Origin of the sequence: Xanthomonas nasturtii, from assembly GCF_001660815.1 — a bacterium.
GTDB lineage: Bacteria > Pseudomonadota > Gammaproteobacteria > Xanthomonadales > Xanthomonadaceae > Xanthomonas > Xanthomonas nasturtii.
In genome coordinates, this window is the sequence record NZ_LYMI01000010.1 from 49,502 (window position 1) to 71,480 (window position 21,979).

The following is a 21,979-nucleotide window of genomic DNA, read 5'->3' on the forward strand; positions in this document are numbered from 1 at the left end:
CTCAGGGCTGCGAAGGGGGTGTGCGCCATTGGGTGACGCGAATGACGCCACAGGCCAGACGTGCGCCGGCGTTGCCGCTGGGCTGGCTGCGATAGTCGTCGGCATTGGCGTGCACGATCAGTGACTTGCCGATGACATCGCTGGGCGCGCCATCGCCCAGGCTGATGCCGGACAGGATCATGTCCAGATGCACCACGCCTTCGGCATCGGCGCGCAGATTGTCCATATCGCCAAGATGGTGCGCGCCATTGCCGGCACGCCCGTGCGGTGCCCCGCTGGGGTTGAAATGCGCGCCGGCGCTGCTGGCATCGGCTGCGCTGCAGTCGCCACGTTCGTGGACATGGAAGCCGGAGACCCCGCCCGGGCGCAAGCCGCCGACGGTGCCGGTGAGGCGGATGCCTTGCAATGCCGGCACCAGCACCACCCGGCCACTGACCAGGCTGCCCGAGGCCGAGGCCAGCACGGCTTCGGCCTGCTGCACCGGGCGAGCAGGCACCACCCGCGCCACCGGCGGCGGCGGAGCCTTCGGCGGCGGCGGCGTGCTGCTGCAGGCGGCCAGCGCTACAGCGGTAATGGCAACGATCGTGGGCGACCGGTAACGCATCGAGCAGTTCTCCTGATCAGGCTGAAACCTATGCGGGCGCATGTTCACGTGTCATGAAATGCGCGCGCGGCTAGTGCAGGAGTTTACGGGGTTGGTGTGGGCGCCCGCGGCAGCGCGACCCGTCGCGGCCCGCGCTGCGGAGGCGCTGTGCATGCCAACGAGGCAAGGATGGCGTCGCGCGGACGCTGTACTGATCCTTGTAGTGCTGTACGAGCGATGCCTGGCGTTGACACGCCTTCAAGCTGCACGCATTCAAGCTGCATGTGCTTGCGATGGAGGTGTTATTGCACACGGACCCTCACCCCAACCCCTCTCCCGGCGGGAGAGGAGCTCAACGCTGCGTGTGATCTGATACGCGATTGCGGTGAGCCTGCCCATGCCTGCATTTGTCCTTCTCCCATCGGGAGAAGGTGCCCCGCAGGGGCGGATGAGGGTGCGCCTCGAGCATCTGCTAGACAAACGCGCTGCCATACCTTAAGAAATGTGAGACATCAGCGGCGTTTGCGCCCGGGGCCGAGTTTGCGGGTGACGGTGTTGCGGCCCAGGCCCAGGCGGGCGGCGGCTTCGGCGCGGCGACCCTGTGTGAGTTGCAGCGCGGCTTCGAGCAGGGTCTTGTCCAGGCGTTCGCGGGCTTCGGCGTGCAGGCCCTGGGCGCCTTCGCTCAGGCGCTGCGCGGCCCAGCTGGAGAGCATGTCGTCCCACTGCCCGTCGCTGCGGCCGCTGCGGTGACGACGCCCGCCGCGCGCCAATGCGGCCTCCACATCGACCACGTCGATGATGTCGGCGGTGGCCAGCGCGGCCAGGCGCCAGCACACGTTTTCCAGTTCGCGCACATTGCCGGGCCAGTCGTACTGACGCAGGTCTTCCAGCGCGGCCGACGACAGCCGTTTGGGCAGCATGTCGAGCTTGCGCCCGGCCATGGCCAGGAAGTTTTCGGCCAGCTGCGCGATGTCGCCGCGCCGTTCGCGCAACGGCGGCAGTTGCAGCCGCACCACATCCAGGCGATGCAGCAAATCGGCGCGGAAGCGCCCTTGTTCGACCAGCGCCTCCAGGTCTTGGTGCGTCGCCGCGATCACGCGCACATCGACGCGGATCAACTCGCGCCCGCCGACGCGGAAGAATTCGTTCTCTGCCAACACGCGCAACAGGCGCGTCTGCAGCGGTAACGGCATGTCGCCGATCTCGTCCAGAAACAGCGTGCCGCCATCGGCTTGTTCGAAGCGGCCGATGTGCCGTTTGGTGGCGCCGGTGAAGGCGCCGGTTTCGTGACCGAACAACTCGCTTTCCAGCAGCTCGGCCGGAATGGCGGCGGTGTTGAGCGCGACGAAGGGTTTGCGCGCGCGCGGCGATTCATTGTGCAGCGCGCGCGCGACCAGTTCCTTGCCGGTGCCGGTTTCGCCGTTGATCAACACCGACAGCGGCGCCTGCGCCAGGCGCCCGATGGCGCGGAACAAGGCCTGCATCGCCGGGGTATCGCCGATCAGCGCGGCCGAGCCCTGCGCCAGCGGCACCCCGACCAAGGCGTCGACCCCGGCGTCGGCATCCGGCAGCGCGCGCGCGGCCAGGGCCACTGCATCGTCCAGGTCGAAGGGCTTGGACAGGAACTCGTGCGCGCCGCCGCGGAAGGCGCCGGCAGTGCTGGCAACGTCGGTGTAGGCCGACATCACGATCACCGGCAGCTGCGGGTGTTTGGATTTGAGCTTGTCCAGCAGGGTCAGGCCGTCTTCGCCGGGCATGCGCACGTCGGTGAACAGCAGGTCCGGGGTGGGCCGCATGGCGAGCGCCTGCAGCGCGGCGGCGGCACTGTCGAAGCCGTCCACCGCATAGCCGGCATCGCGCAACGCGGTGGACAGCACGAAGCGGACCGAACGGTCGTCGTCGACCACCCAGATGTGGTGGGATGCGGCGGCGGCCTCAGCCATGCAGATGCTCCTTGTCATGATCGCCGGCCAGCTCGGGCAGCAGCAGGGTGAAAACGGTATGGCCCGGACGCGAGCGATAGGTCAGCGTGCCGTGGTGTTCGCGCGAGACCTGCTGGGCCAGCGCCAGGCCCAGCCCGCTACCTTCGGCGCGGCCGCTGACCAGTGGCAGGAACAGGTGCTCGGCCAGTTCTTCCGGCACGCCGCCGCCGTCGTCGATGATTTCCAGCCGCAGCGACATCGCATGCACGCGGTCGCGGATGCGCTGGCCGTGCTCGACGCGGGTGCGCAGGGTCACGCGGGTGGCGCCGGCCTGGAAGGCGTTGCGCACCAGGTTCCACACCGCCTGGGTCAGGCGGTCGCCATCGCCGAGGATGTCGGGAATGCTGGGGTCGTAATCGCGCTGCACCTGCACCGACCAGCCGCCTTCGGCTTCGGCCAGGCGCAGCACGCGCTCAAGCACCACATGGATATTGAGGCGGTCGTGCGGGCGCAGCGGGGTTGGCGACAACAACCGTTCCAGCAAGGTGTTGAGGCGTTCGATCTCGGTGCCGATCAACTCGATCAGTTCACGCTCGTCTTCGTCGCGCCCGGCCGAGCGGCGCGCGAGTAGCTGGGCGGCGCCCTTGAGCCCGGCCAATGGGTTACGCAGTTCGTGCGCCAGGCCCTTGAGTGCAGCACTCAAGGCGTTGGGCAAGGCGTGGGTAGGATCGAGCGCAGGGAATTCGTCGACCGGGTGGGTTTCCAGCAGCCAGCCGCCGTCGTCCAGCCGCGACAGCCAGCCTTCGGCAAACCGCGGCGCGTCGTTGGGCAGGCCCAGGGCCAGCCGGTGCAGGCGCAGCACGTCGCGTTCGTCGTTGAGCAGAAAGCGCGCCAGCGCATCGCCCTGCACCTCCAGCGCGGCCAACGGCTGGTCGACCAACCGCCGCGCACTGACCCCGAGCCAGCGCGCGAACGCCGGGTTGACGCCCAGCAGGCGGCCCTCGCGATCGGCCCAGGCCACCGGCGTGCCCAGGCTATCCAGCGATGGCATGGAAGACGACGTCACCATTGCACCAATTTAGTGCAAGCAGCATCGCCCCGCGCGAATGTCGCGCGAAACGAAGCGTGCGTTGAGAAAAAGCTGGCCGGACGGCGGCGGGTCGCACCGATCCAGCGTGCATCCGCGCCGGCAATCACGGGCGTGGGGCTGGTCATGCAGGCACCTCGGCAGTTGGTCCGCGCCCAACCGGGCGACGGGGAAAACGGACCCGGCTGGGCATTGCCGGCCGGGTCGTTGCGCCACCCGCGGCAGCGTGGCCGCGGGTGTGCATGCTCAGGACTCGTAGGCGGCTTCGCCGTGCGAGGTGATGTCCAACCCCTCGCGCTCGGCTTCTTCGGTGACGCGCAGCCCGAACACCAGCTTTGCGACCACAAAGCCCACCACCGACACCACGCCGATCCACACCACGGTGATGCCGACGCCCAGCGCCTGGATGCCGACCTGGTGGACGATGTCGTAATCGCCACCCTTCTGGCCGCCCAGCGAGGCCGCCGAGAACACGCCGGTGAGGATCGCGCCGATGATGCCGCCCAGGCCATGTACGCCGAACACGTCCAGGCTGTCGTCGGCACCGAGCAGGCGCTTCAGACCGGTGACACCCCAGACGCACAGCACGCCGGCCGCCAGGCCGATGACGATCGCGCCGAACGGACCCACGGTGCCGCAGGCCGGGGTGATGCCGACCAGGCCGGCGACCATGCCCGAGGCCACACCCAGGGCGGAGGACTTGCCCTTGATGATCTTCTCGGTGAGCGACCAGCCCAGGATGGCGGCTGCGGTGGCCAGCAAGGTGTTGAGGAAGGCCAGCGCCGCACCGGCACTGGCTTCCAGGTTGGAGCCGGCATTGAAGCCGAACCAGCCCACCCACAGGAGCGAGGCACCGACGAAGGTCAGGGTCACGTTATGCGGCTTGATTGCCTCACGTCCCAGCCCGGCACGCTTGCCGACGAAGTAGGCGCCCACCAGGCCGGCGATACCGGCATTGATGTGCACCACGGTGCCGCCGGCAAAATCCAGCGCGCCCAGGCCAAACAGGTACCCACCGGTGGCCCAGACCATGTGCGCCAGCGGCAGGTAGCCGAAGGTGAACCAGATCACCGAGAACAGCAGCACCGCAGCGAACTTGGCGCGTTCGGCAAAGGCGCCGACGATCAGCGCGCCGGTGATGCCGGCAAAGGTCGCCTGGAAGCCGATAAACACGTATTCCGGCAGGCTCACACCCTTGGTGAAGGTGGCCGACAGGCTCTCGATGGTCACGCCCTTGAGCAGCGCCTTGTCCAGATTGCCGATCCACGGGCCTTCACCGGAAAACGCCAGGCTGTAGCCGTACAGCACCCACAGGATGGTGAGCAGCGAAAAGACCGTGGCGACCTGGATCAGCACCGACAACACGTTCTTGGCGCGCACCATGCCGCCGTAGAACAGCGCCAGGCCCGGCACCACCATCAGCAGCACCAGCAAGGTGGAGGTGAGCATCCAGGCGACGTCGCCCTTGTCCACCACCGGTGCGGCCTCGGCGGCAGCCACCGGCGCGGCGGCCGGCTGCGCGGACGGCAGCGGTTCTGTGGTGACCGGCTCGGTCGGGAGCGGGGTGACCTGCGGGGTGGACTGCGCCTGCGCGCTGCCCATGCCGCCCACCACCAGCGCGCTGAACAGCATCAGCATGCATACGCTGTAGAACCGGGCTTTCCACCCGGCAAAAAGAGCTGTCTTCATACGAACTCCGGGGCTGGTGGGGTCAGAGCGCATCGGCGCCGATCTCGCCGGTGCGGATGCGCACCACCTGCTCGATCGCGGTCACGAAGATTTTGCCGTCGCCGATCTTGCCGGTGCCGGCGGCGTTCTGGATCGCTTCGACCACGGCGTCCAGGCGGTCGTCGGTCACCACCGTCTCGATCTTGATCTTGGGCAGGAAATCGACGACGTACTCGGCGCCGCGGTACAGCTCGGTGTGGCCTTTCTGCCGCCCGAAGCCCTTGACCTCGGTGACGGTGATGCCCGACACGCCCGCTGCGGACAAGGCCTCGCGGACCTCGTCGAGCTTGAACGGCCGGATGATGGCGGTGATCAATTTCATGCGCATACCCCGAATGGTGGAAAGAACCGGCCGGCATTGCGCCGCCCAGCGGTGTCATTCACCTGGATGCCAACCCCGGCATCCGATCGTTCGCGATCACGCGGACCCCAGCCGATGCCATGCATCCGCCTCGTGGGAGAGGTCAGGCCCGCGCGCCGCGAACTGTGTGCTCTCTCAATACCCCCTGCGATCCACGGCCGGTGCCGAGGACCGATCGAACATGGGCGGCGATGGCGGAGGTGGGAGGGGGGGCCTCCGCCATCACCGCGATGGAACTCAGTTGCCGTAGTACAGCTGGTACTCCAACGGGTGGGTCGCAGCACGGAACTTGGTGACTTCCTGCATCTTCAGTGCGATGTAGCCGTCGATGAAGTCGTCGCTCATCACGCCGCCGGCCTTGAGGAATTCGCGGTCCTTGTCCAGCGCTTCCAAGGCCTGGTCCAGGCTGGAACACACCTGCGGGATCAGCTTTTCTTCTTCCGGCGGCAGGTCGTACAGATCCTTGTCGCTCGGTGCGCCCGGGTCGATCTGGTTCTTGATGCCGTCCAGGCCGGCCATCATCAGCGCGGTGAAGGTCAGGTAGCCGGACTGCAACGGATCGGGGAAGCGCATTTCGATGCGGCGCGCCTTCGGGTTGGTGACCCACGGAATGCGGCACGAGGCCGAACGGTTACGCGCCGAATAGGCCAGCATCACCGGTGCTTCATAACCGGGAACCAGACGCTTGTAGCTGTTGGTGCCGGAGTTGGCGAAGGCATTGATGGCGCGCGCATGCTTGAAGATGCCGCCGATGTACCACAGCGCCATCTGCGACAGGCCGCCGTAGCCGTCACCGGAGAACAGGTTGACGCCGCCCTTGGTCAGCGACTGGTGCACGTGCATGCCCGAGCCGTTGTCGCCCACGATGGGCTTGGGCATGAAGGTCGCGGTCTTGCCGTTACGGTAGGCGACGTTCTTGATGATGTACTTCATCGTCAGCAGTTCGTCGGCCTTCTGCACCAGCGAGCTGAACTTGGTGCCGATCTCGCACTGGCCGGCGGTGGCCACTTCGTGGTGGTGCACTTCGGTTTCGATGCCGACCTGTTCCAGCGTCTTGATCATTTCCGCGCGCAGGTCGTGCAGGGTGTCGGTCGGCGGCACCGGGAAGTAACCGCCCTTCACGCCCGGACGGTAGCCGCTGTTGCCGCCGTCGTACTTGGCGCCGGTGTTCCAGGCCGCTTCTTCCGAACCCACCTGGAAGAAGGTGTGGCCCATGTCGTTGGCGAAACGCACCGAATCGAAGATGAAGAATTCCGGCTCCGGGCCGAAGAACGCCTGGTCGGCAGTGCCGGAGGACTTCAGGTAGGCCTCGGCGCGCTTGGCGATGCCGCGCGGGTCGCGCTCATAGCTCTGCATGGTGGCCGGGTCGAGGATGTCGCAGGTCAGCACGATGGTCGGATCGGCGAAGAACGGATCCAGGTACGCGGTGCCGGCGTCCGGGAGCAGCACCATGTCCGACTCGTTGATGCCCTTCCAACCCGCGATCGAACTGCCGTCGAACATCTTGCCTTCTTCAAACAGCGCCGGCTCGATGATATTGGCCGGAAAGGTGATGTGCTGCTGTACACCACGCATATCGACGAAGCGCAGGTCGACGAACTCGACCTTGTTGTCCTTGATCAGCTTTTCAACGTTTTCCACGGACATCGGAAGAAACCTCAGGCAGGGGTTAAGTGGCTCGTGGAGGTACTACAGCAGGGACCATGCCAAGCCGTAGATTTTCACAAGTTGCTGATTTTACTTGCATCACTTGAGACCGCTCACACGAGGAAAGCACTTTTATGGTGCTAAGCGAATCCATTTCGCACCGATATGGTGCATGCCGCAATGCACTATCCTGACGCCTCCCCCACCCCCTCTCCAGTCCGATGTCCGATCTGATTTCCGCCCTGCTGTTGGGCATTCTCGAAGGCCTGACCGAATTTCTGCCGATCTCCAGCACCGGCCACCTGTTGATCGCCGAACAATGGCTCGGACGCCGTTCTGACTTCTTCAATATCGTCATCCAGGCCGGCGCCATCCTGGCCATCTGCCTGGCGCTGCGACAGAAGCTGTGGACCCTGGCCACCGGCCTGGGCGAGCGCGCCAACCGCGACTACGTCCTCAAGATCGGCGTGGCCTTTCTGGTCACCGCGGTGGTGGGCCTGATCGTGCGCAAGGCCGGCTGGCAGCTGCCGGAAACCGTGCATCCGGTGGCCTGGGCGCTGCTGATCGGCGGGCTCTGGATGCTGGTGGCCGAGCACTTTGCCGGCAAGTTGCCCGAGCGCGACGTGGTGACCTGGAAGGTGGCCATTGCTGTGGGCCTGGCGCAGGTGGTGGCGGGCGTGTTTCCCGGCACGTCGCGCTCGGCCTCGGCGATCTTCCTGGCCATGCTGCTGGGCCTGAGCAAGCGCTCGGCGGCGGCGGATTTCGTGTTCATGGTGGGCATTCCGACCATGTTCGCGGCCAGCGGTTATGCGCTGCTGGAGATGTACAAGGAAGGCGGCTTCGGCAGCGAAAACTGGGCCGACGTGGCAGTGGCCTTCGTGGCGGCCACCATCACCGGCTTTGTGGTGGTGAAGTGGCTGCTGGGCTACATCAAGAAGCACCGCTTCACGGTGTTTGCGGTGTACCGCATCGTGCTCGGCGCCGCCCTGCTGCTGTGGTTGCCGGTCGCGGCCTGACCCGCCATGGCCGTGGCCCTGCCTGTCGCTGCTTGAGCAGCGAGGCAGGGCAACTGCACGGGCAGTGACGCCGGTCATTGCCCTGGCCGCGTGCTGGCGGTATCACTGACGCATCGATCACCGGGAGCCGCGCATGCGTGCCGTGTTCTTCGCCCCTGCACTGCTGGCGGCGGGCGTGACGGCCTGCGGGTCGGGCGCTTCGCCGGAGGTGCCCGGCTCCTCCTCCGACGCTGCTGCGCAAGCCGATGCGATTGCCGCGCCGGCGGCCGACAACGCCCCGCTGCGGGTGGCCCTGCGCGCACAGCACTGGCACTTGCAGCAGGCCAACGATGCGCATGGCACGGCGTTGCGCAGCCTGTTCGTCGACGGCCTGCCGCCATTGCAACTGGATTTCAGCGATCAGCGCATCCAGGTCAGCCAGACCTGCAACGCACTGGGCGCCAACTACGCCGTGGCGCAGACGCAACTGCAGATCGGCCGGGTAGTGTCGAGCAAGCGGCTATGTGCCGAATCCCGCCGGATGGCGCAGGAACGCGCCGCCAGCGACCTGCTGTCCGGCCGCTTCGCAGTGCTGCTGGACACCGCCGCGGCCACGCCCCGGCTGACCCTGACCCGCAGCGACGGCACCCGGCTGATCTTCGGCGGCGTCGCCACCGCGGACACCCGCTACGGCGGTCCGGGGCAGACGCTGTTGATCGAAGTGGCTGCAGACACCGTGCCTTGCACCTCTGACCCGGCGCGCCAATGCCTGCAGCTACGCGAGCAGGATGCGGCTGGGCGGCCCGTCAGCCAGACCTGGCAACCCTTCGAAGGCACCATCGATGGCTTCGAGCACGAGGCCGGCATCGGCAACGTGCTGCGGGTGACGCGTTACCCCGCCGCTGCCGGCAGCGCTGGCGCACCGGTGTATGTGCTTGAGCAGATGATCGAAGCCAGCGGTTAGCGGAGACGTCTTTCGGGTGTGGCTTGCGGCCATGAGCGCCGGTGCAAACGTTCGCCATGCGGTAGTGCACCGCGAACCCAGGCCCGCCTGCATGCCTTCCCGGTCACACGATCGCTGCGCAGCTCGCGCGAACCGTGCATGCCATGCGGACAACGGCAGCCATCCATGCAGGCGCCATGCGCGCCAGGAGAGCGGCGCACCCGCCTGCACTGCAAGCGCGCGCTCCCGGTGTGAGCCTTGCCGCGCACGGGGATCGCCGTCTTCATTCAATGCGGCTGTCGGGTCACCGGCGCGCATGCGGGCCATCCATTGGCAAACTCCCGACGACGCCGCGTCGCTGGCCGCGTCGTCAGCGATGAACGCACTCAGCCCAGCGACGGGTTCAGCGTGTAGGTGCCGTGCAATGCCGCTTCCGCCAGCACATGGCCCTGGATCGCCGACAGCACATCGGTGGCGGTGAAGGTCTCGGGCAGGCTGAGCGTGGCCACGTCCAGCGCGAACACGCGGAAGAAATAGCGGTGCACGCGCAGGTCGTTGAACGGCGGGTACGGGCCGTCGTAGCCCAGATAATTGCCCGCCATGTCGGGGTTGCCGGCAAACCACTGCGTGTACGAATTCAGGCCTTGGCGGGCGCCGGCCGGGCCGGCTGGCTGCTGCTTGCCCTTGGCCACGAAACCGTCGCTGCAACTGCCTGCCGCAATTTCATGCACGTCGGCGGGGATATCGGCCATGGCCCAATGCACGAAATCGGTGCGTGGCTGGTCCACCGGGATTTGGATATCGTCGCGGCCGACGGTCTCCGGCACGGTGGGCACGTCCGGGTCCAGGCACAGCAACGCAAACGACTGCGTGCCGGCCGGCACGTCGTTCCAGGCCAGGTGCGGATTGCGGTTGGGTGCAAAGCCGTCCGGGGTGCCGGCGGCAAATTCCACTGCGATGGGCTTGCCGTTTTCGATGCTGTTGCTGGTCAGACGCATGGAGGGTCTCCGTGGGAAGCGATGCGGCTCAGGGTGCCTGGGTCCGCGCCGCAGCGGAAGCCATCGGCATGGAACCTTCTGGTGCGCTCGGCCGGGTTTATCGCGCTTGACGCGTCGCGTCGCGTCGGCGGATGGCGGATGGCGGATGGCGTGCGTGCGTGCGTGCGTGCGTAACGTAGACGCTGCGGCATGCGCGTGCATTTGGCCTGGCGTGCGCGGGCTCCTGGCAGAAGCGTCAGATTCATGCGGTGCCTGGTGGCGCCCACGCTGCGCTGCTCCGTAGGAGCGGCCTTGGCCGCGATGGGCTTTATCGGTAACGCCTCATCGCGGCCGAGGCCACTCCTACAGAATGCGGCGAGCCGAGGACATTGCGAGCGGACCTGGGACAGCACGGGACGGTGCAGTCGTACTGCCGCACCGCGTACCGGCTGCGCCCATCCCAGTGAGCGCAGCCGTTCGAACCACGGCTCAGTCCTGCGGATAGCCGAAGCGCACCGCAATCAGGGTGAGCAGGTCGAACTGCGCGCCGAGCACGCTGCGGTAGTTGCGCCAGCGACCCGATGCCAGCCGCGCCGGGCCGCGCGGTTCGACCAGCGGGAAGCTCAGGCCGAAGGCCTGTTCCAGGGCAGTGGAAATGCCCTGCGGGTCGCTCTCGATGCCGTCCAGGCGGATGATGCGGTGCGGGTAGAGATCGCGTTCGTGCAGCACGGCCAGCTGTTCCAGCGCAATCAGCAGCCAGTCGGTGGCCTGCTGCGGCGACTGCAACGCCAGCGGCGCGGGCGCACCGGCCGAGAGCCAGTCCAGCAGCATGTCGCGCGGGTCGCGCAGCGCAATCGCCAAGCGGCCCTCGGGCAGGTGCGGGCGCAGCGCGGTGAGCAGGGTGTTGTCCCACCACAGCAGCCAGTCGATCACGTTGCCATCGTCGATGCCACGGCGCGGCAGTTGCGCCTTCCAGCCTTCCACCAGCGCCGTCGGTGCCAGTTCGCCGGAGGCCAGCTGTTCGACCGTGCGGTAGCTCTGCAACGCGTCCGCCGGCGGGGTGGTGCCGTAACGGTCGCCGCGTACCAGCGGGGTGGCTGCGTCCATCACCGCAATCAGACGTTCGACATGCGAGCCGGGCGTGCCCCACACGAACAGCGGGCGCGCGGTGACGCTGTCGGGAATGCTGCCCAGCGCCGGCCACTGCATCGGCTGCTTGGCTGCCTGCGGCGGCAACGGCAAGCGGTGCTGGGCCTGTTCGCGGTGGAACTGCATCCAGGTGCCCACGGCGGCATCGGGCTGGCCGGCGCGGTCCTGCACATTGCCCAGCCACGGCCGCAGCACGGTCTGCTGTGGCGCCGGCAACGACTCGATCAACGATTCGACGCAGGCGATCGCCGCTGGCGGGTCGCGTTCCAGCAAGGCCTCGACGATGCGCTGCTCGCCGCTGATGCGGCCCGGCTCCACCGCCACGATCTGGCGCGCCACCATTTCCGCTTCGTCGGCGTGCCCCTGCATGTCGTGCACGCGCATCAGCGCTTCCAGTGCCGGCAGGTGCTCGGGCATGGCCAGCAGCCAGCGCTCGATCACCGCCTGTGCCTGCGGCCCGCCGACCGGCTCGACCGCCAGACGGGCCAGCCACAGGTCGTGCGCGTTGGCCGAGGTGGCCAGCGCTGCGTCCAGGGTGTCGCGCGCGTCGTCCACCGCGCCCAACCGCTCCCAGGCGGTGAGCAACGCGTGCAGCGTGCGGCGGTCGTCCGGCCAGTGCGCCAGCGCCAGGCGCAGATGCGCGGCAGCCTGATCGGGACGACCGGCCTGCAGTTCCATCTCGCCGGTGAGCCGGCGCATGGCCGGCAGATCGCCGTCGGGCTGGGCAAGCACGCCCTGCATGGCCGCCAATGCATCGTCCAGACGGCCCTGGCGCTGGGCGAGCTGGGCGATGAAGGCGCGCAACGCGGTACCGGGCGGATTGAGCTCGATCACGCGCTCGAAGGCGCGCTCGGCAAACGCAAAATGCTGTTTCTGCAGATACGCAAAGCCCAGCGAAAACAGCACGCGCGCATCGTCCGGCAGCTGCTCGGCGGCACGGGTGAGCAACGACAGCGCGCGGTCGTGCTGCCCGCGGCGCAGTTCGACCACGCCATCGACGGCCAGCAATTGCGGATGTTCCGGCGCCAGCCGCGCGGCGGTACGGCTCAGCCGCTCGGCCTCATCCAGATCGCCGCGTGCCACCGCCAGATGCGCCTGCATCACGTAGGCATTGAACTGGTTGGGGTCCAGCGCGGTGGTGCGCGACAGCGCGGCATCGGCCGCAGGCAGATCACGCGTGGCCAGCAACGCGCCGGCGTGCAGCAGATGCAGGTCGGCATCTTCGGGCGTCAGCGTCAGCGCGGTATCGATGCTGGCCAGCGCCAGCGCAGGCTGCCCTTGCTGCTGCAGCGCAAGCGCCAGCCAGCGGTGCGCGGCAGCGTTGTCGGGCGCGGTGGTTGCCCACTCGCGGGCCAGCGCCACCGCATCGTCGGCCGCATTGCGGCGCAGGGCTTGAAGAATGGCGTCTTGCATGGCGGCGGTGGGTCCCGGACAAACGCCTATTGTAACGATGCGCGGGGTAGCGCCGCCCTTGCGCGGCGCATCCACAACGCCAGCGGCGGTGACGCGCGTCGTCGCACGCCTTGCCTGCATCTGGGCAGGTGCAACGCGCTCTAGGCGCGTGAGGTCAGCCGTTCGGCCACCCAGCGTTCGGCAAAGCCGTCGCCGCGGGCATTTTCCAGAAAGCCGCAATGCCCGCCCCAGCGCGCGATTTCCAGATGCGCATGTGCCGGCAACTGCCAGCCGGCGAAATCCTCGAACGGAATCACCGGGTCGTCTTCGGCCATCAGGATGTCGACCGGTACCTGCAGGCCGGCCAGGCGCTCGCCGGCAATCGAATAGCTGTCGAAATACGCTTCCAGCGAGCCGTGCCCGGTGTGCTGCACGGCCAGCCAGGCCATCAGCTCGCGCATGTCCAGCGCCAGGGTGGCGTCGTCGTAGCCGTGCTGGTCGGGGAACAGCTTGCGCTTGCGCAGCAGCGATTCGCGCCATTTGCGGCGGAAATACCAGTCGTAGAACTGCGGGCCCTTTTCCAGCTGGGTCATGGTGGCGGCCGGGTCCAATAGTGGGCACACCGCTGCCACCCGTGCCAGCGGCAGGCCCGCGGCCGGCGCACGCAACGCCAGCCGCAGCGCGAAGTTGCCGCCCAGCGAATAGCCTGCGGCCAGCAACTGCGGCGCAGGAAAACGCCGCCACAGATCGCCCGCGGCATTGACCACTTCTTCGATGCGATCGGAATGGAACAGATCGACGTTGAGATGGTGGGTGCCGCCGTGGTCGCGGAAATTCAGCCGGAACACCTGATAGCCCAGGCCAAGCAGGCGCGCAGCGGTCAGGCGCATGTAGTTGGAATCGGCGCTGCCTTCCCAGCCGTGCAGCAACAGCACGCTGCCGCGCAGCGGCGCATCGCCGGGCGGGATGCTCATCCAGCCCTGCAGGCGCACACCGTCGCCGCCATCGAGAATGTGTTCGCTGGTGACTGCGCCGCTGGCGGCCAGCAACTGGCGGCTGCGGATGCGCCGCAAGGCGCTGCTGCCGAGCACCGATTGCACATGCGGATTGCGCAGCCAGCGCGGCGGCGAATAGTCGGAGGCGTTCATGCGCTCAACGCGCCGCATGCTGTCGCGCCGGCCGCCTGGAGGATGCGCGTACGCATCGGCGGCTAGGTCTCCATCGCCGCGATGATGCGTTGCCGCGAGGTATCGGCCAGGCGGCGCCTGCCTTCGATGTCGAAGGCGCGAATCGGCTCAAGAAAATGCACTTCGGCCAGCCGCGACGGCTCACCGAGCAGACGCACGATATTGGCGAAGAAACTTTCGCGCTCGCCAAAAGCCACCACCGCCTGCGCATTGCCGCGCACGCCATAACGCAGCGCCACCGGCTGTACCGGCACGCCGGCTTCGACCGCCGCCTGGAAGATGCGCGCATGGAACGGGCCGACCTCGGTACCGCCGCGGGTGCGCCCTTCCGGAAAGACCCCCACCGGCTTGCCGCTTTGCAGGCGCAGCAACATTTCCTGCAGCACCCCGCCCAGCGATTCGGTATTACCGCGCTGATGGAAAATGGTCTGGCCCTTGGTCGCCAGCCAGCCCACCAGCGGCCAGCCGGCGATTTCACGCTTGGCCACAAAGCCCATCACGCGCTGGCTGTGCAGCATGGAGATGTCCACCCAGCTGACGTGGTTGGCCACGAACAGCGTCGCGCCCGGCAGCGGCGTGCCGAAGCGGCGCAGCCGGAAGCCGAAGATGCGCATCAGGTTGCCCTGCCACCAGCGGATCATCAGCTCGTCCAGGGTGTCGTCGTGCCCGGTGCGGATCCGCGCCAGCGGCGGCGCCACCACGCACAACATGGTGACCGGCAGGCAGATGCACAGGTGCAGCAACACCAAGGGCACCCGATACAGGTACCGGAACCAACGCAACGCGCCGCCAGCGTCGCGCGTGGCGTCCAGGGATGACTCGCTCATTCGACGAACGGAACCGGTAACAGGGGAAGGAGGCGCGACCATTGTGACAGCAGCGTGGCCGCGGCGCAGTGCCGGCAGCGGATGGCGCTGTTCCACCCATGCGGTCGCCGGGCGGGCTCAGCCATTGCCGCGCGGTACCACCGCCAGGGTCAGCCGCGACACGCAAACGCGTTTGCCGGCCGGGTTTTCGATGGTGATGTCCCATACCTGGGTGCTGCGCCCCACGTGCACCGCCCGTGCAGTGCCGGTCACCAGCCCCTGGGTGGCAGCGCGCAGGTGATTGGCATTGATCTCCAGGCCCACGCACATCTGGGTCGTCATATCCACGCACAGGTTGCCGGCGCTGCTGCCCAGCGTCTCGGCCAGCACCACCGAGGCGCCGCCGTGCAGCAGGCCATATGGCTGCTTGGTGCGCGCATCCACCGGCATGGTGGCGCGCAGCCAATCCTCACCGGCTTCGGTGAACACGATGCCCAGATGTTCGATCAAGGTGTCGCGGCTGGAGGCATTGAGGGCGTTTAGATCGACGGGGTCGCGGAAGGTCATAGGCTGGGGATTGGGGATTGGGGATTGGGGATTGGGGATTGGGGATTGGGAATCGGGAATCGGGAATCGGGAATCGGGAATCGGGAATCGCAAGAGCATCCCGGCGCCTGGAGTGCGATGCAACTGGGCAGTGATGCCGGCGGCCGAGGCGGCGCCGATGCGGTACGCGGCGGTCGCCGGCGGCACGCGCAGCGTCTTCAGCGATATCCGGCGTGTACGTGCCGATCCGTCGCCAACCGCGTCCATCTCCCCACAACGCGCTGCACCAGCAGGCACCCGCTGAACGACCAGCGCAGCACATCAGGCCGATCAGAGAATCGGCACCAGCCCGGCGCCGAAGGCGGTGAGCATGCGCACCAGCAGCCACTTGGGGCCGACGTTGACCTCCGGGAAGTCGCCCACTGCCACATAACACTGCCGGAATTGCGGATCCTGCCGCTTGAGCGGGAATGGGCAATCCGGGCCGGGCTGGAACTCGTAATTGGTGGCGTAGCGCCACGGCCAGAAATCCAGCACCGGCAGCGCCTCGGACACCTTGCCCACGCTGTAGTTCAACCCGCTCAACACCGGCGGCTTTTCGCGCGAGGCCACTGTCCAGGCATTTTCCGGAGCAATATCGCGCTCGATGCTGGCCGCCAGCGCTTGCGCAAAGCGCGCATCGTCGATCACCACGGCCGCTTCGGTGTTGTAGTTTTCGCTGCGCGGGTCGAAGTTGTGCGTGCCGATCACGCCGATGCGGCGGTCCACCACCAGCGACTTGGCGTGCAGGCCCATGCGCGCACCGGCGCGGGTCACCGGCAGCGGCTTGTTGACTGCGCGCGTGCCCAGAAACGACGGCCGGGTTTCGGTACGCAGCACGCGGCGATCGACCTCGCTGCCGCCGGGCGCGCGGCCGGCGCCACTGCTGCCGCGAATCACGCTGCCGCCGGTGCTGCGGGAATCTGCACCGCTGCTGCCACGCACCGCATTGCCGGCCGCACTGCCACCGATCAGGCGATTGTCACGGCTGTCTTCGTTGATCTCGGAGGCAGGATTGAGCGGGTCCGGCACCAGGTTGGCGTAATCCACCGGCGCATCCAGCGGAAACGGCTTGAACTCGTACAGGTTGAAGCCCAGCTCGCGCATGTTGCGGCGTTTGAACTTGTACGACAGCGCATACACGATGGGATTGTCGGTGGCTGCCAGGCTGTTGGTCGACACCACGATGCGCGGCGGCTGCGGGCGTTTGCGCAGCTCACGGAAGATCGCCTGGGCCTCGTCGGACAACACCAGATATGGCGTTTGCAGCAGCACTTCCTGCTGTGCATTGGCGATCAGCCCATCCAGCTCCGGCGCCGTCGATACCGCCTTGGCGGCATGTTCCCTACGATGTTTTTGCGGCAGGTCGGCCACGTACAGCACGCGCTGCACCGGCATCGCCGGCGTGACGAAGGCATCGCGCACGAACTGCGGATCGCGCGCTTCGCGGTCCACCCGCGCCACCCGATCCGGGCGCCGGAACTGTGCGGGCGGCATCTGCGGAGCGCCCTGCTCCAGCAATAGCCTGCCCACATCGTTCAGACGCTCGGCCGGCACGCTGCGCTGAGCGCGCCAGAACGCATCGAAATTGGCGGCCATCGCACGCACTTCCGGGCCGGCCAGAATCACATCGCGGTCGCGGAAGTTGTATTCGCTGTCCCAGTCGTAATAGTCGTCCTGGTAGTTGCGCCCGCCGACCACCCCGAGCACGTCGTCCACCACCAGCAGCTTGTTGTGCATGCGCTGGTTGAAGCGGCGGAAACAGCACACCACGCTGCCGGCGTAATCGAAATAATTGAGTTTGACCTTGCCGAAGGTGGGGTTGTAGATGCGCAGCTGCAGGTTTTCGTGGCTGCTGGCGAGCGCGCCGAGAATCTGCAGGTCGGCAATGGCCGAAAGCTGATCGATCAGGATCCGCACCTTGACCCCGCGCCGGGCGGCGTCGGTCAGCGCGTCCAGGATCATGCGCGCACTGTCGTCCTTGTCGAAGATGTAGGTCTGCAGGTCGACGCTGCGGGTGGCGCTGCGGATCAGGTTGAGCCGTGCCACCAGCGATTCTTCGCCGTGGTCGACGATGGTGGCGTAGTGCCGCGGTGCCGCCGGTGTGGAGGCGGTGATGGCCTCGCCACCCAGCGCGCGCAGTGGCGAGGGCTGGGCGCAGTGATTGGCCTGGCTGCAGCTCACCACGGTGCTGCGCGCCGCCGCGGCCACGCCGGCGGCGCGGTTGCGTTCGATTTGCGACAGGCCGGCGCATCCAGTGCCGAGCAACAGCGTTGCCAGCACAAGCAACCTCAACAGGAACCTCACGGGCGCCGCGCCTCCTGCAAGCGCCCACGCAGAATGAACGTCACCCTGTCGCCCAGGGCCATCTGCCACGCATTCATTCCGTAACGTCCACGCAGGACCGTACCTCGGCTGATCACGTCGCAATCATAGCCCGGCCGCGCGCATTCAGCTGGTGCCACATGCAGGGTCTCGATGTGGGTGATTCCGCGGATGGTCAGGTTGCCGATGATGTCGCCGCCGCCCTTGACCACTTCTTCGGCGTAGGGCAGCGACTCGAATTCCACCACCGGGTAGCGCGCCACGTCGAAAAAATCTTCGCCCCGCATCCAGCTGGTGTACCGGTCCTTACCCGGAATCTCTACCTGAGTGGCATCCAGCCGGAAGCGCACCTGCATGCGCCGGTCCGGCAACTCCACCAGCTCACCGCGAAAACGCGGGAAGAATCCCTCCAGTTTCATGCCGAAGCGGGTCTTGATCTCGAACCCGAAGCGCGACTGCACCGGATCGATGAGGTGCACCTTCTGCTGCGCAAGGCAGGGGAGCGCGACCCAGAGCGCGAGCCAGGCGAACCAGCGCAGCGACGATGACACGGATCAAGGCCACCAGAAGGCGGTCAGGCGGGCGATTCCCGGCTCGATGGCGGCATCAAGCGGCAGCGCCAGCAAGGCGATCGAAGCGGTCGGCATGCCGCGGTAGTCGCCGGTCTGCCCGCTATGCATCAGTGCGGCCAGCCGCTCCAGGCCGGGGTTGTGGCCGACCAGCAACAGGCGCTCGGCCTCGCGGTGTTCGTCCACCAGGCTGGCCAGGGTGCCCGGGGTTGCTTCGTAGATGCGTTCGTCCAGACGTTGTTCGATATAGCCGGTGAGCTCGAGCACCGCCTCCAGGGTCTCGCGGGCACGCCGCGCCGGTGAGCACAGCACCCGGTCCGGGACCAGCCGCTGTTCGCGCAGCCAGCGCCCGGCAGATTCGGCTTCGGCGATGCCATGCGGAGACAGCGGGCGGTCGAAATCGGCCTGACCGGTGTCGGCTGGCTCGGCGTGGGCGTGTCGCAACAAGATCAATTCGCGCATAGGAACTTTCCGGTTCTAGGACTTCTTGAGCCACTTGAACAGCGGCTCCCAGTCCTGTTGATGGTCGCGCACCTGCGCCGAACGATAATCGAACAAGCTGCGCCCCAGCCCGGCCATGACCACATAGGCCTGGGTGTCGCGCAGTTGCGTCACCAGCGGATACGGCCAGGTGCCGATCATCTCGGCGGCCTGCTGCGAGATCTGGGTCCAGGGACGTGCGCGGTTGAGCACCAGGCCCACCGGCAGCTTGCGCTGGTGCACGCGTGGCACCTTGGCCAGCGTGTTGAGAAAGCCGACCACCGCTTCGATATCCAGCGCCGAGGACAGCACCGGTACCACGATGGCGTCGACGTGGTCGAGGAATCCGCCCAGATCGTCGGCCATTGCCCCGGCCGGTGCATCGATGATCAAGGTATCGGTGCCGTCCGGCACCGCCGCCTGCCAGTTGCGGCGCCTGGTGGCGTCGATCGGCAGCACCGCACTTTCCAGGCTGGCGCGGCGCTGTGCCCAACGGGTGGATGAGCCTTGCGGATCGGCATCCGCCAGCACGGTGCGCTGGCCTTGCAACGCCGCATGTGCGGCCAGATTGGTGGCGATCGTGGTCTTGCCGACGCCGCCTTTGGAGGCGGCCACCAGGACTGTCTTCATGCACGCCTCGCTTCCGGGAGCAAGTCGGCAGCGTACACCGCAGCAGGGTGAGGAAGTAGTCGAAAGGCGTTAAACGCGCGGATGGCGTACAGACGAACACCGCGCAGACCTGCAGGCGATGCGCGCAACGCCTTCTGCCGCAGCCGCGCGTGGCAATCACCGCGCGGTCATTACCGATCGCAAGATGATCTGCGCGCGTTACTCAAATGCGGCGCTGCATTGCATTGCAATGACGGCATCGCAATGCAGCATTGCGGCAACGTCGGGCCGCCTGGCATCTGGTGTAGCGAGCGGACGCGAGCGCATACACTGCAGCAAGTGGCGTCCTGCTACGGCAGAAACCTGCAACGGCAGCCCTTCCGTCTTACGCCACCAGCTGCGCCAGCAGCCAGGCCCACGCGGGCAGCGTGAGCAACGACAGCAAGATGCTGTAGCCGACCATCGCTGCCGCCAGACGCGGGGCCAGCCGGTGGGAGATCGCCAGCGCGGCGGCGGTGATCATGGTGGGCATGGCCGATTCGAGCACATTGGTCTGCAGCATCTGTCCGTGCAGGCCGAGCGCCCAGGACAGCGGCAATGCCAGGATCGGCATGATCAGCAGCTTGAACACCAGGCCCACCGCCAGCGGTTTGAGTTCGTCCGCGGGCAGGCGCAGCTGCAGCGAAAAACCCACCGCCAGCATCACCAGGGGCAACATCGCGTCGGCCAGGCTCTTGAGGCCCGAGCCGATCCAGGCCGGCGGCTGCTCTGGCATCAGCGTGAGCGCAAACAGCAGCGCCCATAACGGAGGGAACTTGAGCACCCGGGCCAGGATCATCGTCGCAGTGGGTGGCGTATCGCCGCTGTAGCGGGCCAATACATACAGGCCGAACGTGGACAACAGCACGAAGGTGCCGAACTGGTCGTAGACCACCGCGTACGGAAGGGCGTGGTCGCCAATCAGCGCGCGCACCATCGGGAAGCCGATAAAGCTGGAGTTGGTGAACACCACGCACATCAGCAGCGCGGCGTATTCGGCACGGCCAAAGCGTAACAAACGACTGCAGCCCCACAGCATCGGCACGATGATGGCGGTCAGCAGCCACGGCGTGGCGATTACCCCGCCCAGCGAGGCGTCCAGGTGCAGGCGCGGGACATAGGTCAGCACCGACGCCGGCAGGCAGATGTACAGCACGATGCGGTTGAGCACATCGGCGCTGTTGTCGGGCAACGCCCGCAGGCGGGCGAACAGCAGGCCCAGCCCCAACATCGCCAGAATCAAGGCAAATGCATCCACCGCCATGGCGTGATCGTGTCCGTTGGAAAGCGATGCACAGGATCGCATAGCGCGCGGCGCGCGCATCGCGTGAGAGTTGGCCGGGCTTGGCGCGCGGCGTACGCAACGAAGTTTCAGTTAGCGCATCGGTTTTCGTATCTCGAAGCTAGTGTGTCGAGGGCGCAGTTTGCCGGTTGCTTGAAAACTCTGGGCACCGGCCAACTCCATTGGTCCTTGCCTGCTCACCGTCGCGGGACCTTGGAGTGGCATGGATGCCGCGCCAGAGCTACAGGGACGTACTTGCAGCGTGTCCTGCGATGGTGGGCGGGCAAGGGCCCTGCAGAAAAGCCGCAGACCAACGCGCTGCATCTCTTGCATCGATCGCACTAACATCGGAAGCCCAGCGCTCAACCGTGGTGGCGCTCTGGCGCAAAAACGTGAGCGGCCTTTCACCGATAGAGCGGCATCGAAGTGTGAGTCCTTAATTTCGGAAAGCGGCAGGCCCGCCCGATCAATCGTGAGCGCTCAGGTGAAGGTGCCTGACGCAGCATCGACCCAGTGCACGGCCCGTGCTGCGGGAGCTCCCCGCAGCACGGCGATGCGCTTACGGAAACGCGGGCGGGTTGGCCTGCCAGGCAGCGAAGACCTCGGCCAGGGTGGCGCGCTCTGGCTCGCGCCAGTCCGGCAACAGGCTGGCGTAGTTGGCAGAGCTGCTCCAACGATCCGGCCAGGTGCGCATGGCTGCCGCATACCACTCGACCGCCTCCTGCTTGCGCCCGGCGCGCCACAGCGCCAGTGCGGCCGTGGTCGGCAGCCATGCCGGCGTGGCCGGGCGGCCATTGGCCAGGGCGGCCCACTGCTGCAGTGCCTTGTCCGGCTTGTCGGCGCGCAGCAGGTCCCAGCCGTAGTTCCAGGTGATGGCCCGGTACTGCTGGCTGCCGTTGGGCACCAGTGCCAACGCGCCCTGATAGAGCTCATCGCCCAACTGGGTGCGTCGACCGGCATAGGCCAGCGATGCCAGCTGCGCGCGCGGATCGGCCGCGCGAGCATCGCGCTGCACCATCGCCGCGAGACGGTCGACCACGGCATCGCCCTGCCCCTGCACCGCGACCACGGCTTTGGTGGTGCTGCGGTCTTCGTCGAAATAGAACTCCTTGGGCTTGGGCAGGCTCTGCGCCTGCGCCAACGACCACACGCCTCCGAGCAGGGCCAAGGCGGCCCATGCGTATTTCCTTTTCACTGTGTTTTCCCCTGACAGCAAACGGCCCCTTCCCGCCCCCATCCTAACCGCAGCGCGACGGCTGCGCATCCGCATGCGGACGGGCGCGTGAAAGCTGACTGTTACACTTTGCGCCGCC

At 67.0% G+C, this 21,979-nt stretch carries 19 protein-coding genes; 2 read left to right on the top strand and 17 right to left on the bottom strand.

Translation table 11 applies throughout. The features are described 5' to 3' along the window. Window position 1: 1 nt before the first annotated feature. From A7D16_RS05180 to glnA, 6 genes are all read right to left on the bottom strand, one after another. The gene (locus A7D16_RS05180; RefSeq protein ID WP_064630459.1) at window positions 2–604 is read right to left on the bottom strand and encodes a superoxide dismutase family protein; all 603 of its coding nucleotides are present in this window, start codon (window positions 602–604) and stop codon (window positions 2–4) included. Between the two features lie 491 nt (window positions 605–1,095). Beyond that, window positions 1,096–2,526, bottom strand: a complete 1,431-nt coding sequence (gene ntrC, locus A7D16_RS05185; RefSeq protein WP_064630462.1) for a nitrogen regulation protein NR(I) — start codon at window positions 2,524–2,526, stop codon at window positions 1,096–1,098. Further along, window positions 2,519–3,574, bottom strand: coding sequence for a two-component system sensor histidine kinase NtrB (locus tag A7D16_RS05190; RefSeq protein ID WP_064630465.1), 1,056 nt, complete (start codon window positions 3,572–3,574; stop codon window positions 2,519–2,521). Before A7D16_RS05190 ends, ntrC begins: the two co-directional genes overlap by 8 nt. A gap of 264 nt (window positions 3,575–3,838) precedes the next feature. Continuing rightward, a complete protein-coding gene (locus A7D16_RS05195) occupies window positions 3,839–5,281 on the bottom strand; it encodes an ammonium transporter (RefSeq protein ID WP_064630468.1) in 1,443 nt (480 codons plus the stop codon). A gap of 22 nt (window positions 5,282–5,303) precedes the next feature. Further along, window positions 5,304–5,642, bottom strand: a complete 339-nt coding sequence (locus tag A7D16_RS05200; RefSeq protein WP_002808480.1) for a P-II family nitrogen regulator — start codon at window positions 5,640–5,642, stop codon at window positions 5,304–5,306. Between the two features lie 276 nt (window positions 5,643–5,918). Beyond that, on the bottom strand, window positions 5,919–7,328 hold the full coding sequence (gene glnA, locus A7D16_RS05205) for a type I glutamate--ammonia ligase (protein WP_014509464.1): 1,410 nt from the start codon (window positions 7,326–7,328) through the stop codon (window positions 5,919–5,921). 221 nt (window positions 7,329–7,549) lie between these two features. Here glnA and A7D16_RS05210 point away from each other — a divergent pair, with 221 nt between their 5' ends. Both A7D16_RS05210 and A7D16_RS05215 read left to right on the top strand, forming a co-directional pair. Beyond that, window positions 7,550–8,344: an undecaprenyl-diphosphate phosphatase gene (locus tag A7D16_RS05210; protein WP_064630471.1), complete on the top strand. Its 795-nt coding sequence runs from the start codon at window positions 7,550–7,552 to the stop codon at window positions 8,342–8,344. Between the two features lie 133 nt (window positions 8,345–8,477). Then, window positions 8,478–9,287: an META domain-containing protein gene (locus tag A7D16_RS05215; RefSeq protein WP_064630473.1), complete on the top strand. Its 810-nt coding sequence runs from the start codon at window positions 8,478–8,480 to the stop codon at window positions 9,285–9,287. Between the two features lie 365 nt (window positions 9,288–9,652). Here A7D16_RS05215 and A7D16_RS05220 read toward each other — a convergent pair whose 3' ends face one another. The 11 genes from A7D16_RS05220 to A7D16_RS05270 all read right to left on the bottom strand — a co-directional run bounded on the left by A7D16_RS05220 (window position 9,653) and on the right by A7D16_RS05270 (window position 21,861). Further along, the gene (locus tag A7D16_RS05220) at window positions 9,653–10,264 is read right to left on the bottom strand and encodes a YbhB/YbcL family Raf kinase inhibitor-like protein (protein WP_064630476.1); all 612 of its coding nucleotides are present in this window, start codon (window positions 10,262–10,264) and stop codon (window positions 9,653–9,655) included. Window positions 10,265–10,732: 468 nt separating this feature from the next. Next, the gene (locus A7D16_RS05225) at window positions 10,733–12,805 is read right to left on the bottom strand and encodes a tetratricopeptide repeat protein (protein WP_064630479.1); all 2,073 of its coding nucleotides are present in this window, start codon (window positions 12,803–12,805) and stop codon (window positions 10,733–10,735) included. Between the two features lie 140 nt (window positions 12,806–12,945). Further along, window positions 12,946–13,932 carry a YheT family hydrolase gene (locus tag A7D16_RS05230; RefSeq protein ID WP_064630482.1) on the bottom strand — a complete coding sequence of 329 codons (987 nt, stop codon included), beginning with the start codon at window positions 13,930–13,932 and terminating at the stop codon, window positions 12,946–12,948. Between the two features lie 62 nt (window positions 13,933–13,994). Beyond that, window positions 13,995–14,894 carry a lysophospholipid acyltransferase family protein gene (locus A7D16_RS05235; protein ID WP_193395442.1) on the bottom strand — a complete coding sequence of 300 codons (900 nt, stop codon included), beginning with the start codon at window positions 14,892–14,894 and terminating at the stop codon, window positions 13,995–13,997. Between the two features lie 21 nt (window positions 14,895–14,915). Then, complete coding sequence (locus A7D16_RS05240) at window positions 14,916–15,344, bottom strand: hotdog fold thioesterase (protein WP_064630488.1); 429 nt, start codon at window positions 15,342–15,344, stop codon at window positions 14,916–14,918. A 309-nt stretch (window positions 15,345–15,653) separates the two neighbouring features. After that, window positions 15,654–17,669, bottom strand: a complete 2,016-nt coding sequence (locus tag A7D16_RS05245; protein ID WP_064630491.1) for a phospholipase D family protein — start codon at window positions 17,667–17,669, stop codon at window positions 15,654–15,656. Beyond that, a complete protein-coding gene (locus A7D16_RS05250) occupies window positions 17,666–18,238 on the bottom strand; it encodes a YceI family protein (RefSeq protein WP_064630494.1) in 573 nt (190 codons plus the stop codon). The genes A7D16_RS05245 and A7D16_RS05250 overlap by 4 nt, the downstream gene beginning before the upstream one ends. A gap of 3 nt (window positions 18,239–18,241) precedes the next feature. Then, window positions 18,242–18,718, bottom strand: a complete 477-nt coding sequence (locus tag A7D16_RS05255; protein ID WP_064630496.1) for a SixA phosphatase family protein — start codon at window positions 18,716–18,718, stop codon at window positions 18,242–18,244. 15 nt (window positions 18,719–18,733) lie between these two features. Continuing rightward, entirely contained in the window at window positions 18,734–19,366 is a 633-nt protein-coding gene (locus A7D16_RS05260; RefSeq protein ID WP_064630499.1) for a ParA family protein, read from the bottom strand. Between the two features lie 364 nt (window positions 19,367–19,730). Continuing rightward, complete coding sequence (locus tag A7D16_RS05265; protein WP_064630502.1) at window positions 19,731–20,648, bottom strand: AEC family transporter; 918 nt, start codon at window positions 20,646–20,648, stop codon at window positions 19,731–19,733. 577 nt (window positions 20,649–21,225) lie between these two features. Beyond that, the gene (locus A7D16_RS05270; RefSeq protein WP_064630504.1) at window positions 21,226–21,861 is read right to left on the bottom strand and encodes a hypothetical protein; all 636 of its coding nucleotides are present in this window, start codon (window positions 21,859–21,861) and stop codon (window positions 21,226–21,228) included. Window positions 21,862–21,979: the final 118 nt, after the last annotated feature.